The 15,416-nt window shown below is 50.6% G+C and carries 14 protein-coding genes; 9 read left to right on the forward strand and 5 right to left on the reverse strand.

All coding sequences use genetic code 11. The annotated features are described in order from the left end of the window. Window positions 1-42: 42 nt before the first annotated feature. Window positions 43-3,213: an efflux RND transporter permease subunit gene (locus HMPREF9098_RS00235; RefSeq protein WP_003780817.1), complete on the reverse strand. Its 3,171-nt coding sequence runs from the start codon at window positions 3,211-3,213 to the stop codon at window positions 43-45. Between the two features lie 15 nt (window positions 3,214-3,228). Then, window positions 3,229-4,527 (reverse strand): efflux RND transporter periplasmic adaptor subunit, encoded by a 1,299-nt coding sequence (locus HMPREF9098_RS00240; protein WP_040564113.1) that lies wholly within the window; start codon window positions 4,525-4,527, stop codon window positions 3,229-3,231. Between the two features lie 178 nt (window positions 4,528-4,705). On the opposite strand from HMPREF9098_RS00240, the gene mtrR reads away from it, so the two are divergent. Continuing rightward, the gene (mtrR, locus tag HMPREF9098_RS00245) at window positions 4,706-5,329 is read left to right on the forward strand and encodes a multidrug efflux system transcriptional repressor MtrR (RefSeq protein WP_040564515.1); all 624 of its coding nucleotides are present in this window, start codon (window positions 4,706-4,708) and stop codon (window positions 5,327-5,329) included. A gap of 195 nt (window positions 5,330-5,524) precedes the next feature. Here the strand turns inward: mtrR and HMPREF9098_RS00250 are convergent, their stop codons facing one another. The 3 genes from HMPREF9098_RS00250 to HMPREF9098_RS00260 are packed head-to-tail and all read right to left on the reverse strand — an operon-like array spanning window position 5,525 to window position 7,659. Further along, window positions 5,525-5,974 (reverse strand): ExbD/TolR family protein, encoded by a 450-nt coding sequence (locus HMPREF9098_RS00250; protein WP_003780824.1) that lies wholly within the window; start codon window positions 5,972-5,974, stop codon window positions 5,525-5,527. Between the two features lie 3 nt (window positions 5,975-5,977). Continuing rightward, the gene (locus tag HMPREF9098_RS00255) at window positions 5,978-6,637 is read right to left on the reverse strand and encodes a MotA/TolQ/ExbB proton channel family protein (protein ID WP_003780825.1); all 660 of its coding nucleotides are present in this window, start codon (window positions 6,635-6,637) and stop codon (window positions 5,978-5,980) included. 56 nt (window positions 6,638-6,693) lie between these two features. Then, window positions 6,694-7,659 carry an energy transducer TonB gene (locus HMPREF9098_RS00260; RefSeq protein ID WP_003780826.1) on the reverse strand — a complete coding sequence of 322 codons (966 nt, stop codon included), beginning with the start codon at window positions 7,657-7,659 and terminating at the stop codon, window positions 6,694-6,696. Window positions 7,660-7,882: 223 nt separating this feature from the next. Between HMPREF9098_RS00260 and HMPREF9098_RS00265 the strand changes: the two genes are divergently transcribed. The 8 genes from HMPREF9098_RS00265 (at window position 7,883) to HMPREF9098_RS00300 (ending at window position 15,343) form a co-directional block, all read left to right on the forward strand. Continuing rightward, window positions 7,883-8,413, forward strand: coding sequence for an inorganic diphosphatase (locus HMPREF9098_RS00265; protein WP_040564114.1), 531 nt, complete (start codon window positions 7,883-7,885; stop codon window positions 8,411-8,413). Between the two features lie 123 nt (window positions 8,414-8,536). Then, window positions 8,537-9,949: a replicative DNA helicase gene (dnaB, locus tag HMPREF9098_RS00270; protein ID WP_003780830.1), complete on the forward strand. Its 1,413-nt coding sequence runs from the start codon at window positions 8,537-8,539 to the stop codon at window positions 9,947-9,949. Between the two features lie 25 nt (window positions 9,950-9,974). After that, a complete protein-coding gene (locus HMPREF9098_RS00275) occupies window positions 9,975-10,673 on the forward strand; it encodes a GspH/FimT family pseudopilin (RefSeq protein ID WP_050781206.1) in 699 nt (232 codons plus the stop codon). Window positions 10,674-10,711: 38 nt separating this feature from the next. Further along, window positions 10,712-11,335 carry a type IV pilus modification protein PilV gene (pilV, locus tag HMPREF9098_RS00280; protein ID WP_003780835.1) on the forward strand — a complete coding sequence of 208 codons (624 nt, stop codon included), beginning with the start codon at window positions 10,712-10,714 and terminating at the stop codon, window positions 11,333-11,335. A gap of 20 nt (window positions 11,336-11,355) precedes the next feature. After that, entirely contained in the window at window positions 11,356-12,420 is a 1,065-nt protein-coding gene (locus HMPREF9098_RS00285; RefSeq protein ID WP_040564518.1) for a PilW family protein, read from the forward strand. 14 nt (window positions 12,421-12,434) lie between these two features. After that, window positions 12,435-13,037, forward strand: coding sequence for a pilus assembly PilX family protein (locus HMPREF9098_RS00290; protein WP_003780838.1), 603 nt, complete (start codon window positions 12,435-12,437; stop codon window positions 13,035-13,037). A gap of 15 nt (window positions 13,038-13,052) precedes the next feature. Next, window positions 13,053-13,541, forward strand: a complete 489-nt coding sequence (locus HMPREF9098_RS12375) for a type IV pilin protein (RefSeq protein WP_003780840.1) — start codon at window positions 13,053-13,055, stop codon at window positions 13,539-13,541. A gap of 131 nt (window positions 13,542-13,672) precedes the next feature. Next, window positions 13,673-15,343, forward strand: a complete 1,671-nt coding sequence (locus HMPREF9098_RS00300) for an AMP-binding protein (RefSeq protein WP_003780842.1) — start codon at window positions 13,673-13,675, stop codon at window positions 15,341-15,343. Window positions 15,344-15,416: the final 73 nt, after the last annotated feature.

The raw sequence follows: 15,416 nt of genomic DNA on the forward strand, positions 1-15,416 counted from the left end.
CTGCTTTTCGTGGTTGCTTCAAAGCAGCCTGCACCGTGGTTTTTAATATTTCTGCGGTATATCCATGTCTTCTTCATCGGGAATCAAATCCAATTCGCCCTGCACGGGGTCGGATCTGCCCTTGAAGATTTTGCGCACGATTAAATAGAACACGGGCACAAAGAAGACGGACAGGAAGGTACCGATGAGCATACCCCAGAACACAGCGGTACCGATGGCGCGCTGGCTGGCGGACGATGCACCCGATGCGATATACAGCGGCACAACACCCAAGATGAACGCGAACGAGGTCATCAGAATCGGACGGAAGCGCAGCTTGGCGGCGCGCAGCACTGCATCGCCCACCGATTTGCCGGAGTCTTGCAGCAGTTTGGCGTATTCGATAATCAAAATCGCGTTTTTGGCACTCAGGCCCATCACGGTAATCATACCCACCGTGAAATAGGTGTCCATGCTGTATTGGCGGATAACCGCGCCGGTGGCGACGCCCAAAATACCCAGCGGCACCACCATAATCACGGCCATCGGAATCGACCAGCTTTCATACAGCGCCGCCAATGCCAAGAATACGGCCACGGCGGCCAACGCGTAAAGCATATTGGTTTGGGAAGAGCCTTTGGCTTCTTCTCGCGATTGGCCCGCCCATTCCAAGCTGTAGTTGCCGTCCAGTTCGGACACCAGCCGTTTCACTTCCGCCATGGCATCGCCGGTGGCTTTGCCCGCGGCGGGCGCACCCGATAACGACATGGCCGGATAGCCGTTGAAACGCTGGCTTTGCTCCACGCCTTTCACCCAAGAAACGGTGGCGAAGGTGGACAATGGAATCAAAGTGCCGTTGGAAGAGGGCACGGTGAGCGCCAGAATATCTTCCGGCTGCATGCGCGCTTCTGCGGCAGCCTGCACAATCACGCGTTGCAAACGTCCGTCGTTCGGGAAGTCGTTCACATAGCTGGACGACATGGCCGAACCCAGCACGCTGTTGATGCTGGCAAAGCTCACGCCGTTGGCGGCTGCGGCGGTACGGTCGATTTCGATTTTTAACTGCGGCGCGTCTTCCAAACCGGAAGCGCGGACGGCTTGCGCGTTGAACATTTGCGGATTCTCGCGCATTTTCGCCATCAGTTCGTTGCGCTTGGCGACCAAATCGTCATGATTGGCGGTGCCGCGCTGTTGCAGATAGAAGCTGAAGCCTGAATCGTTGCCCAGTTCCATAATCGGCGGCGGGTTCATGGAAAATGCGAAGCCGTCTTCCAGCACGCCGCTGACCGCGCCGGTAATTTTTTTGGCCACGCTGTCGGCATCGCTGCCTTTGGCGGTGCGTTCGGACCAATCTTTGAGCATGATGAAGCCCATGCCCATATTTTGCCCGCTGCCGCTGAAGCTAAAGCCGGATACGGTAATCACGTCTTTGACTTCGGGCATGTTTTTGGCCACGCCCACCAATGTGTTGAGCGCTTTTTCCGTGCGTTCCTGCGTTGCGCCGGTGGGCAGTTGCAGGCTGGTCATGATAAAGCCTTGGTCTTCGCCGGGCAAGAAGGATGTGGGCAGCTTTTTAATCATCACTACCGCAACGGCCATAATGCCCAAGTAAATCACAAAGGTAACAAACGATTTACGCAAAACGGCGGCAATCCAGCCGGAATATTTGCGCGTGCCGGTATTGAATGTGCGGTTAAACCAGCCGAAGAAGCCGCCCTTGGTGTGGTTGTGCCCTTTGGGAATCGGTTTCAGCATGGTGGCACACAACGCTGGGGTGAGCGTTAAGGCCAAGAATGCCGAGAATCCGATGGCAAACACCATGGTGAGCGAGAACTGGCGGTAAATATTACCCGATGCGCCGCTCAACATTGACAACGGCACAAATACGGAAATCAAAACGGCGGTAATGCCGACAATGGCGCCGGAAATTTGGCTCATGGCTTTGCGCGTGGCGGCTTTGGGCGGCAGGCCTTCTTCCGCCATGATGCGTTCCACGGCTTCCACCACCACAATCGCATCGTCCACCACAATACCGATAACCAGCACCATGGCGAACATGGTCATTACGTTAATCGACATGCCCAAATACGAAATGGCGGCGAACGCGCCCAACAACGAAACGGGGACGACGATGGTCGGAATCAGCGTGTAGCGGAAATTCTGCAGGAACAGGAACATCACGATGAATACCAACACAATGGCTTCGCCCAGCGTGCTGATTACTTTCTTAATCGACAGGTCCACGAAGGTTGAAGTGTCGTAAGGCGATGACCATGTAACGCCTGCGGGGAAGTATTTCTGCAATTCCGCCATTTTGGCTTTAACATCGGAAGCAGCCTGCAGTGCGTTACCGGTATTGGACAGCGACACGGCCATACCGGCGGCTTCTTTGCCGTTCAGGAACGACGAAGAACTATAGTCTTGGCTGCCCAGTTTGATTTCCGCCACGTCTTTCAGGTAAACATTGGCACCGTTGGTGTTTTGTTTCAGGAAGATGTTGCCGAATTCTTCGGGGGTTTTCAGCTGGCCTTCCGCCGATACGGTGGCGGTGATTTGCTGGCCTTTCACATTGGGCGTGTTGCCGAGTGCGCCCACCGACAGTTGCGCGTTTTGCGCCCGGATGGCGGTGCTGATATCGCTGAACGACAGGTTGTAGTTTTTCAGTTTGACGGGGTCCACCCAAATACGCATGGCGCGTTGCGAACCGAACAGGCGAACGTTGCCCACACCGTCCACTCGCTGCAATTCGGGAACGATGTTGCGTTGCGCATAGTCTTTCAGCTCTTCGGCGGATTTGGTGTCGGAATCCAAAAACACAATCATCAGGAAGTTGGAGCGCGCTTTGGACACGGTAATACCGTTGGTCTGCACCACGGAGGGCAGCTGCGCGGTCACTTCCGACAATTTGTTCTGTACGTTCATTTGCGCCAAATCTTCGTCGGTATCGGGCGTGAAGGTCAGCGTTACGCTGCCCGAACCGTTGGAAGAGGCGGAAGTGCTCATGTAATCCAAGCCTTCCACGCCGTACATATTGCGCTCGATAACGGCCAGCACGCTGTCTTCCATCACTTGTGCCGAAGCGCCGGGATAAGCGGCGGTCAGCGTGATGGTGGGCGCGGCCACGGACGGATATTGCGAAATGGGGAGTTTGCGAATCCCCATCACACCCGCAATCATGATGAAGATGGAGATGACCAATGCGAAAATGGGCCGGTCGATAAAGAATTTAGCCATGTGCCGTGGTCTCCGTTATTTTTCTGCGGAAGCGGCGGATGCGGAAGAAGCAGCCTGCACTTTCGGTGCGGCAGGTGTTGCAGAAGCAGCCTGCACTTCGGAAGTGGCGGCAGCCTGCGCTGGTGCGGAAGCTGCGGCGGCCGGTTTTTGCGTTTGCGGCGGTGTCCATTCTTTCGGCTGCACTTTTTGCGCGCCGGACATGGCGGCCAGCATCGTGCCTTCCACAATTACTTTGTCGCCCGCTTTCAAGCCTTCGGTGATAATCCAGTTTGTACCTTTTTGGCCCACCACTTTCACAGGGCGCGGCTCCATTTTGCCTTCGGGCGTCACCACCATCACGGTGTCTTTTTCGCCGCGTGTTACGGCTTGCTGCGGCACGAGGAACGCATTCAAAACGCCGGCCAGCGGCAGTTTCACGCGCACGAACATGCCGCTCATCAACGCCTGGTCGGGGTTGGGCACGGCGGCGCGCACCATGACTTGGCCGGTGCTTTCTTCCACCGAGCTGTCGATAAACAGCAGGCGGCCTTTGTGTTCGTATTCGCTGCCGTCTTCCAAAAGGATGCTCACTTCCACACCGTCGTTACGCACGCGGTCGCCGGCAAGCAGTTGTTGGCGCAGGCGCAGCAAATCGGTGGACGATTGCTGGATATTCACATACAGCACGTCGGTTTGGCGGATGGTGGCCATTTGCGTGCTGCCTGCGCTGACCAACGCGCCTTCGGTCACCAAAGACTGGCCGATAATGCCGCTGATGGGCGCGGTGATATTGGCGTGGTTCACATTGACCTGTGCGGAGCGGATGGCGGCTTGCGCTGCTTTAATCGAGGCTTCTGCCGAACGTTTAGCCAGCACGGCCGCGTCATATTCTTGTTTGCTGATGGCATCGGCGGCAACCAAAGGCTGGTAGCGTGCCAAATCGGCATTGGCTTTGGCGGCGGAGGCTTGCGCGCTCAACAGGCTTGCGCGTGCGTTTTCCAGCGTGGCGCGGTAGGCCGCATCGTCCAGTTGGTACAATGGCTGTCCTTGGCGGACAAAGGTGCCTTCTTCAAACAGGCGGCGTGTGACGATGCCGCTCACTTGCGGCACAATCACGGCGGAGCGTATGGCTTCCAAGCGGCCGGGCAGTTCGGTTTCAATCAGGACGTTTTCGGGCTTCACGGTCACCACGTTCACGGACGGAACATGCGCGGCTTTTGCGGCAGCGGCGGCTTTTTGCGCTTCTTCTGAATTTTCTGATTTGTTGCAAGCAGTTAAGGCGAGCAATGTGGCGGCTGCCAAGGCTGCGTAACGCCAGGGTTTCGGTGTTGCCATATAATAAATCTTCCTTTGACGGGGTGCAGGCTGCTTTTGTAAAGAAAGCGGCCGACTATTGAAAATAATGGAAAATGCGGTATTATACATACATTGATGAATGTTGTTAACCTATTTCCATTATATTTGCGCATTTTATTGTCAATATATCAATGCTATCAAGAACAAAAGGCCGTTTATGAGAAAAACCAAACAGGAAGCACAAAAAACACGCCAGCACTTGCTGAATGCCGCTTTGGAAATTTTCTGGCGCATGGGCGTTACCCGCGCCACATTGCAGGAAATTGCGCAGCAGGCGGGGGTGACGCGCGGTGCGCTGTATTGGCATTTTTCCAATAAAGAGGCCTTGTTTGAATCGTTGTTCGAGCAGCATTATTCGGTGTTTATGGAAAAACTGGACGACGGCGCGCTGAACAATGCCGCCGATGTGTGGGAGCATTTGCGCCAGAGCCTGTTCGATTTGTTCCGCCTGCTGGAAGAAAATGAGCAGCAGCGGAAATTTTGCCAGGTCATGTTTCTGAAATGCGAGCAGACGGAAAGCAACCAAACGCTGACCGAATTGGCTGGGCATTATCATTCGGTGTGCCGCCGGCAGATTACCCGCGCGTTGCAGTTGAGCCAGGCGCAGGGCAGGCTGCCGGAACATGCGGATATTGAGTTGGCGGCGATTTATCTGGAGAGCAATTTGGTCGGTTTGATGAAGATGTGGTCGAACGATACGTCGCGGTTTGCATTGTCGGAAACTGCGCGCAAGGTGATTGATGCGAGCATGCAGACGTTGCAGGCGGGTTTTTTGAAATAAATGGTGGTTCATGTGCAGGCTGCTTTTTGGGGGATTTGAAAGCAGCCTGCATTTTAATTTGTATTGCTAAACCAATCAGTTAATTGCCGTATAGCCTTGCCGTGGTGCAGGCTGCTTTTGTCGGTTAAAACAAAAACCGTACCACATCGGTTTTGATGGCGGTACGGTTTTTGTGTTCAAAAAGCAGCCTGCACTTTATTTGGCCGGCGCTTTGGCTGCTTGAAAGCGGAAGGCGACTTTGGCCAAGCCAGCTTCTTTGGCCGCTTCCAACACTTTTACCACGTTGTCGTATGCGGTGTCTTTGTCCGCGTCAATCGCAATGATGGTGTCCGGATTGGTTTTGGCGATTTCTTGGAAGCGCTGTTTCACGGCTTCCAAATCCACTTTCTGTGCCGAATCCGCGCCGATGGCGTAATTACCCGAAGCATCCACGGCAATTTCCAGCGGGTTGATGTCCATTTTGTTTTGGTTGTCGTTGGTTTTGCTGCTGGCCACGGGCAAGTTCATCGGAATGGAGTGCGTCATCACCGGCATGGTAATCATGAAGACGATGAGCAGCACCAACATCACGTCCACCAAAGGCGTTACGTTGATGTCGCTCATGGGCGCATCTTCGTCATGGTCGTTCATTGAGCCGAAAGCCATGGCTTACTCCTTGTGGTTAATCAGTTGGACGTGCAGGTCGTGGGCATAATTGTGCAGTGTGCGCGACAGGTTTTTGTTGCCGCGGCTGAAACAGTTGTAAGCCAGCACGGCGGGAATCGCCACAAACAGACCCACGGCGGTGGCCACCAGCGCCTCGCCAATCGGTCCGGACACTTCGGCAATGCTCATTTGGCCGCTTTTGCTAATGTTGATTAAGGCGTGGTAAATCCCCCAAACGGTACCCAACAGGCCGATAAACGGCGCGGTCGAACCGATGGTGGCCAAAGCCGTCATGCCGCCTTCGAAACGGCTCATAATTTTGCTGGCGCTGTGGCGCACTTCGCGCTCCAGAAATTCAGGTTCTGGCAGGCTGCCGGAAAGCTGTTGCAGGCTGCCGTCGCGGAAACGGCGTTGCGCTGTCAAAGCGTCCAACGTCAGCTCGCTGATGGGCGAAGGCGTTTGTTTGGCCGCTTTTTCTGCACCTGCCAGCGTTTTGGACGACCAGATGGCTTCGCTGGCGGCGGCATTGGCTTTTTTGGCGGCAACGTGGCGGATGCTGCGTAGCACAATCACGCACCATGTGCAGATGCTCATGGAAATCAGAAACAGGAACACGCCGATAAGGACGGGATCGCCTTGTTGGAATACTAAACCTAAATTCATGAATACTCTCTTTCAGGGATAAAAATTAAAAAACAGTTCGAAAAGCAGCCTGCACGTTATTCAAGTGAGAACGTGTAAGACGTGTTGAAACGGGTGCGGACGGGCGTGCCGTTAACCGATTTGGGACGGTAGCCTGCACTGCGTGCAGTGCGGACGGCGGCGGCATCCAACCGTTGATGGCCGGTGGATTGGGTTACTTTCACCTCGGACACCGAACCGTTGGCTTCCACAAGTACGGAAAGTTTTACAGTACCTTCTTCGCCTTCATCTTGTGATGCGCGGGGGTAAGCCACGGTTGGCAGTTTGACGTAACCGCCGTTCACAATGGCATTGGGGTCGGCCGCCGGTTTGTCGCTGTTGCCGTGTTTGCCGTTACCGTCTCCGTCGCGGCTGCCTGCATTGTTGCCCGGACGCTGGCTGTTCGGATTGGAGCCGCCTCCACCATTGCCGCCGTCCTGACGATGTACCGCATCAGGCGAACCGCCCGGACTTTTCGAATTGCCCGGTGTGCCGCTGGTGTTATTGCTGGCCGTTGTGCTCGGTTTCAGCGGCGTCTCCGCCGGTTTGGGCGCGGGTGGGGTCGGCGTTGGTGCCGGCGGTTTCGGTGTCGGTTCGACCGGTTTCGGTGCGGGTGTCGGCGGTTTCTCAACCACCGGTTTGGTCGGCTGCACCACATCGGCAGGCAAATCGTTCCGCACAACCGCGTTCACTTTGGGTGGCGGCGTATTGGCGGGTTTTTCCTGCACGGGTTTGGGTTTTTCAGGTGCTTGCGGCGGGGGCGGAGGAGGTGCAGGCTGCTCTTGGGCAGGCTGTGCCGCACCGCCGTTTTCCAGAGGTGCCGGAGCTCCGTCTGCAAGCGGTTTGTCGTCACCTTCGGGCGTTCCCAAATCGACAAAGGTCAATTCGTCCACCGTAACGGGCTCGGGCGGCTCTTTGCTTTTCCACGCCAGCGCCAACAGCCCCGCGTGCAGCAAACTCACCACAATGATGACAGAGGGTTTTAAAAGATTATGATTTTTCATGGGGCGCAATAATAATACAAACGATTATTGTCCGCAAATTTTTGTTAATGGCGCAAAAAGACAAAATGCCAAAAATGCATCGATTTTGGTCATTTTGTGTTCATTTATTGTTCGCGGCAAAAAACGATTTTCGTTATAATACCGCCTTTGCAACGGCTGCCGAGGCATGGATGCTTGGCTGCTTTGCTTATTTTGTTGGATTAACTCAATATTAGGAATCAAAATGGCAGATTTTAATCAAATTTTGGATGCGGGCGATGTGGATGCGGGCATTATCAACGTGGTGGTGGAAATTCCAGAAGGCAGCACGCATAAAATCGAATGGGACAGAAAACTGGCGGTGATGAAACTGGACCGCGTTGAGCCGCAAATTTTCGCCAAACCTACCAATTACGGCTTCATTCCGCAAACATTGGACGAGGACGGCGATGAATTGGATGCTTTGATTATTACAAAAAATCCGTTGCCGACCGGCATTTATATGCAGGCGCGCGTTATCGGCATTATGAAGTTTGTCGATGACGGGGAAGTGGACGACAAAGTGGTGGTGGTGCCTGCGGACGATCGCGATGCGGGCAATGAAATCAAAACATTGGCTGATTTGCCGGCGCAGCTGGTCAAACAAATCGAATTCCATTTCAATCATTACAAAGACTTGAAAAAGCCCGGCGCGACCAAAGTGGAGCACTGGGGCGATGCGGAAGAAGCCAAGCAGGTTATCCGCGAATGTCAAGCGCGTTGGAATCAGCGATAATATTGTCGGTTGTCACATGAAACGATGATAAAAGTGCAGGCTGCTTTTTGCCCAATGATAAAAGCAGCCTGCACTTTTACAAAGTGCCGTAAAATGTTAGTTTTCGTCAAAAGGACTATTTAAATGGAACATCTGCAAACGCCCGCGATGGAGGATATGGAAGTACGCCAATTAACCGTTCCGCCGCATTCTGTCGAAGCGGAACAGTCGGTGCTGGGCGGCTTGCTGATTGACGGCGAAGCGTGGGAAAAAATAGAAGACATATTGGCCGAGAATGACTTTTATCGGCACGAACACCGGCTGATTTTCCATGCCATTCATACGTTGGCCAGCGCTTCTCGAGCCGTGGATATTTTAACGGTGCAAGACGTTTTGCTGAGCAACAACACGCTGGAAGAAGTGGGCGGCTTCGATTATCTCTATACATTGGCACAAAACATCCCTTCTGCCGCCAATATCAAACGATATGCCGAGATTGTGCACGAGCGGGCGATTATCCGTCAGCTGGCAGAAGTTGGAACAGAAATTGCTAGAAATGCCTACAATCCACAAGGGAAAACGGCAGAGGAATTGCTGGATATTGCTGAAAACAGCGTTTTCCAAATTGCCGAAAGTACCGAGAAGTCGAAACAGAATTTTTTGGAAATGCCCGAATTGTTGGCAGAAAATATCGCCAAAATCGATATGCTGTACCAGCAAGGCAGCACCAGCGAAATCACAGGAACGGCAACCGGTTTTGTCGATTTGGATAAGAAAACTTCGGGATTGCAACCTGGCGATTTGGTGATTGTGGCAGGTCGTCCGTCTATGGGTAAAACAGCATTTGCCATCAATATTGCAGAAAATATCGCGTTATATGAACAACTCCCTGTGGCGATTTTTTCGATGGAGATGGGCGCTTCGCAGCTGACCTTGCGGATGTTGAGTTCGGTTGGCCGCGTGGAACAATCCTTGCTGCGAAATGGTCAGTTGAATCGGGAAGAATGGGCAAGGCTGAATGAAGCGGTAACGCATTTGAATGCGGCGCCTATCTTTATTGACGAAACATCTGCGCTGACGGCGTTGGAGGTTCGCGCCCGTGCAAGGCGGTTGGCCAAGCAGCAGGGCGGAAAGTTGGGCGCAATCGTGATTGACTATCTGCAAATGATGTCCGGTTCAGGGAAGCGCAACAGTAACCGTGTTGAAGAATTGGGCGAAATTTCACGCTCATTGAAATCTTTGGCAAAAGAATTGCAGGTACCGGTAATCGCATTGTCGCAACTGTCGCGGTCGGTGGAAAGCCGCCCAAATAAGCGCCCGATGATGTCGGATTTGCGCGAATCGGGTGCAATTGAGCAAGATGCCGATTTGATTATGTTTATGTACCGCGATGAATATTACAATAAAGAAAAGAGTGAGCTGAAAGGCTTGGCCGAATGTATTATCGGTAAGCACCGTAACGGACCGACAGGTACAGTTTACCTAACATTCTTGGGGCAGTTCACACGCTTCGAAACGGCTGCCTATGTGCCTGAATATGCAAACACATCGGAATAATATTTTAAATTATGGATATGCTTTTATGAAGAAATATACTAATCCCACAAAAGGATTTACTCTGGTCGAGTTGATGGTGACGCTTGCTGTGATGGGCATTATGGCGGCAATCGCATTTCCCAGTATGAGTAATTTTATCGCCAATACCCGATTGACCAACCGGGCAGGTCAGGTGGCTAACCTATTCCGTTTTGCGAAAGGCGAGGCGGTTCGTTTGGGTGTGCCTGTTGTGGTATGTGGGGTTAAAGTGCGGACGGATGGCCGCCCTTCGGGTGTTTGTTCTCCAAGCAGTGTTAGCAGCGGAATGATGGCCTATGCCGATAATAATAAAAACGGCATGTATGATGACGGCACGGATGTAATGTTGCGTTCTGTCAGCATTAATGGAAATGACAACCCGGAAAAGATGACGGTGGAAGTCAATAAATGTAAAGTTGACGGCACGAGCTGCACAACAGATTCTATTGTGGAATATGTGTTTTTTGCGAATGGTATGTACGGTAGCAAAAAAGTAGCCAGAACGACTCAAACTGATTTAGTTAATAATGTAGAAGTGGCGCAGTCGTTTTTGCGTATTCGGATTAAAGATGTGCAAAGAACAAATCTTGCGGCACGCAATACGGTTGTTGCACCCAGTGGGGCTGCTGCGATTTGCCAAACAGGCAGCACATCTAATGCGGCAGATGGCTTTAGTGCAATCATGAAAACAGTTTGTGATTCGTAAAAATAATAAAAATTCAGAATAGTTAGGATGATACGTTCATGAAAACAGGAAAAATGTTATTTCAATCCATTGCACATGGTGCAACAATATTGGAAGTAATGGTTTCGGTGTTGCTGCTTACTTTTGGTGTGTTGGCGTTAATGGCTGCGCAACTGCGCTCTGTGGCCAGCCTTAGCGAGGCGGAGAACAGAAGTATTGTTTCGCAGGCTGCCGAGGCTTTGGCGGAAGGCATGCAGGCAAATTCCAGTTTGGAAAAAGTAGGAAGTTCATATGGTCGCACTTATACTGCTTATTACAGCGGATCTACCAGTGTAATGACGGTTGGTGATGATTCGCAAAAGACCAAAGTGCAAAATGGGTTATCAGGCACCGGATTGACGAAAAAACAGGTGGCTGATCAGCATATTGCTGAATTTGAATATGTGTTGAAGACACAATTAACCAATGTGAATACTTTGGGTTATACGATTTGTCGAGATAAAGCCAAGCCAGAAGCAGCAACCTATGATAATGGTCACTTTGATGATAAGTGTGCTCCTGCAAACAACGATACTGATACGCACGTTATTAAAGTTGTTTGGCGTATGGGCAATGGCAAAAATGATTCAAGCAACGATAACAATACGACGGCATACTCCTATATGCTTGAAGTTGGTCGATGAACATGAATTGGAAGAATAAAATGAACCGTAGATGGATTGCAAAACCAAAGGGTTTCACCCTGATTGAATTTCTTGTTGCAAGTGCCTTGGCAATTATTGTTATTTCCGCAGCAGGTGGTACTTATTTTATGACAAGAAAAGTGAATGATGCTGCACAGCGCAAATTGGAAATACAACAAAATTTACGTAATGCTGCTTCAATGCTGACACGTGATGCGCGTAACGCCGGGACATTCGGTTGCTTTAATATGGCTTCAGGGAGAGATTTTCCAGTGCTCACTTCAGGCCTTACATCTATTGGTTTGAAAATTAATAATACTGAAAATGATGGTTTGGGTGTTCGGCAGCTATCACAGGCTAATGTAACGACTTTATTGACTGGTCAAAGGCTCGTATCTGGGGGATTTACAGCTGAGAGTAATGCGTTAGTTTTTGTTTATGGACGTGGTGCAACAGGTGTTAATAAAGAAATCACAGATGCACAGCCAAATAAATTGTCCATTAATGATGCAAGTAATGACCCTGATTTAAATTTAACATTATCCGACAAAGGATACCTTGTATTGAGCAGTTGCACAGAGGGTCGGTTGGCTAAAGTAACAGGTGTTGATAGTGGGTTTAAAACAGTTGATGTTTCTATTGATACGAATAATGCACTTTCAGCGATTACGACAGATTCTAAAGACTCGCGTGGCGAAATTACCGTTAGCCGTTTCTATGCTTCCATGTATGTATTGGGTAAATTATCGGCAACCGATAGCCCTGCTTTACTGCGCTTTGATTTGAATGGCCAGGGTAAATGGCAAGGGCCCCAATTGTTGGCGGAAGGTGTGTCGGGTATGTCCATTTCCTATGGATATATTACGGATTGCACCAATTTGACAGCGACTAATGTAAGTAGGATGAACCAAGAAAAATACACATTTACAAACACATTAAGTAGCAAAACGTTACCTGCAATTGTGCGTTTGCATTTGACCTATAATACATCTGCAGATAAAGCCAACCAGTCGGAAACAGATTATTTTATTAATGCATCTGTGCGTGGTGGTAATACATGCGGAACTGTGTTGCCTGTACTATAAACAAGGGAAATAAAATGATTTTTAAAAATGTACAAAAAGGTTTTTCGTTATTCTTTGTTATGATTTTGATGCTGGTGATTGCATTTATTGTCATTATGACCAGCCAATCTTCATTGACAGAGATGCGCAGCAGTACTAATGAAGCGGATAGGAAATTTGCGCTTTCTTTGGCGGAAAATGGATTGCGTGAAGGTGAGTTTGCGATTAAGGCGGCGTTTGATGCGAAACCTACAGTTACAACATTTACGGCAGACTGCAAAAATGGTTGGTGTCTACCTGCCAAAGACAGTTATTCCAGTACCCAGTCTAATGAACCCTTCAAATTTGATACCGCTGCTGCACCTGATATCCCTGCATGGGAACGTTGTGCGGCCAATACCAGTCAGCAAGCATCATCTTGTGTTGGTAAAACAGTTTTGGATGCGGGTTGCGATGCCAGTGCCAGATGTAAGAAGAGCAATGATGGGAAAACATACTATATCGTTGAGTATTTGGGCTCGCGTATGGATAATGTGAAAGCGCAACAGATAGATAATTTCCGTATCACATCTAGAGCGCGCGGTAATAATGACGATACAGTGGTAACGTTGCAAAGCTATGTTGAATTGATTCAATAATTGATAAGGGCAAATATGAAAAAGTACTCATATGGCTTTACTTTAGTAGAGTTGATGATCGTTATTGTGATTGTTGGTATTTTGGCTGCAATCGCACTGCCCGCTTATCGCTCCCATGTAGAAAAAACCAATTTGGCAGAAGCAAAACAAAAATTGGTCGATATCCGCCAAAAACTGGAAACGCAGAAAATGACAGCGCCGGGCGAATATGCACGTGGCGCAGGTGCTGCATTGGAAACAAAATATGGTACGTTTTTGCAGGGCGAATTGGGTAAAATCGACCCTAAATTAACGGGAAAATATACATTCTCCCGTTCAGCCAAAGTAATTAATGGCAATCAGGTAAATGTGGTTATGCAAGCGTATCCTACAGCCAGCAGCGGTTATAAATTTGGCGTGTTTATTGACAGCACCAATAAAGCATGGCGTTGCCCGAAAACGGTCATGAGTGCCACGGCGGATTATACGAGTCAGCCGGCATTTGGCAACTGCGAAGCGTTTTAACGGATAGTGATATGATAAAACTGAATTTCACAGGCAATGTGGAGTTCAGTTTTTTATTTAAAGCAGCCTGCACCGCTTTACGCTATAATCTGTGGGCATTAAAAATGATGATTTTGATATAGGATACCAGTATGCAGAAAATTTGGTTGTCGAGTTATGAAGAAGGCGTGCAACCCGAAATTGACGTTACACGTTACCGTTCCGTGGTGGATGTGGTGAATTACGGAGTGCAGCAGTTTGCCCGGCAAGAAGCTTTTTATAACATGGGCAAATCACTGAGTTATCAGGAAGTGGGGCAGTTATCCGACCAAGTTGCATCATATCTGCAAAATGTGCTGAAGCTCCCGCGCGGCGAACGTGTGGCCATCATGATGCCGAATATCCTGCAATATCCAATCGCCGTGTTCGGCATTCTGAAAGCGGGATTGGTGGTGGTGAATACCAATCCTTTGTACACGCCGCGCGAATTGGAACACCAGCTGAATGACAGTGGGGCCGGCACCATCATCGTATTGGAAAATTTTGCCAATACGCTGGAATTGGTATTGCCGCGCACACAAGTGAAAAACGTCATTATTGCCAAAATGGGCGACATGTTCGGCACGATTAAAGGCGGCATCATGAATTTTGTGCTGCGCCATATCAAAAAAATGGTACCCGGTTATCATATTGCCAATGCGATTCCTTTCAAGCAGGTTCTGGCGCAGGGTGCGAAGCAGCCGTTTACACCGGTGGATTTAACACGGGAAGATTTGGCCTTCCTGCAATACACCGGCGGTACCACGGGCGTTGCCAAAGGCGCCATGCTGACACACGGCAATATTTGCGCCAATATGTTGCAGGGCGGCGAGTGGATTAAGCATAAATTGACGCCGGGGCAGGAAACCGTGATTGCGGCATTGCCCATGTATCATATTTTTGCGCTCACGGTAAATCTGCTGCTGTTTTTCCAGGCGGGCGCAAAAAGCATTCTGATTACCAATCCGCGCGATTTGGACGGCTTTATCGAAGAATTGAAAAAGCACCCCGTCAGCGTGTTCATCGGTTTGAATACCTTGTTCCGTGGGCTGCTCAACAAACCCGCGTTTCACCAAGTCGATTTTTCGACTTGGAAGCTGTCGTTGGGCGGCGGCATGGCCACGCAACAGGCAGTGGCGGAAGAATGGTTTAAAACGGTCGGCATCCCTGTGGTGGATGCGTACGGTTTGACCGAAGCCAGCCCGGGCGTATGCGTTAATCCGTTGAATGTGAAAGATTATTCGGGCGGTATCGGCTTGCCACTGCCCAATACGGAAGTTCAGTTGCGCGACGGGCGCGGCGGGGAAGTGGCTGTGGGCGAATCGGGCGAATTGTGGATTCGCGGGCCGCAGGTGATGCGTGGTTATTGGAACCGTCCCGATGAAACCGCCAAAGTCATCGACCAAGACGGTTGGCTGGAAACGGGCGATATTGCCGTGATGGACGAACGCGGCTGGCTGAAAATCGTTGATCGCAAGAAAGATTTGATTGTCGTGTCCGGCTTTAACGTGTATCCGAACGAAATCGAAGACGTGGTGGCCAGCCATGCGAAAGTGCAGGAAGTGGCGTGCGTGGGCGTGAAAAGCGACAAAACGGGCGAGGCATTGAAGCTGTTTGTGGTGAAAAAAGATGCCAGCCTGACCAGCGACGAGTTGATTGAATATTGCCGCACGCAACTGACGGGCTATAAAATCCCGCGCGATATCGAGTTCCGCGATGAATTGCCGAAATCCAACGTCGGCAAAATCCTGCGCCGCGAATTGCGCGACCAGGCGGAATCTTAACGCTGCGCAAAACAAGTGCAGGCTGCTTTTGAGCCATCGGAAAAACGGCAAAAAGCAGCCTGCACCTTTATCC

Origin of the sequence: Kingella denitrificans ATCC 33394 (assembly GCF_000190695.1) — a bacterium.
Classification (GTDB): Bacteria; Pseudomonadota; Gammaproteobacteria; order Burkholderiales; family Neisseriaceae; genus Kingella_A; species Kingella_A denitrificans.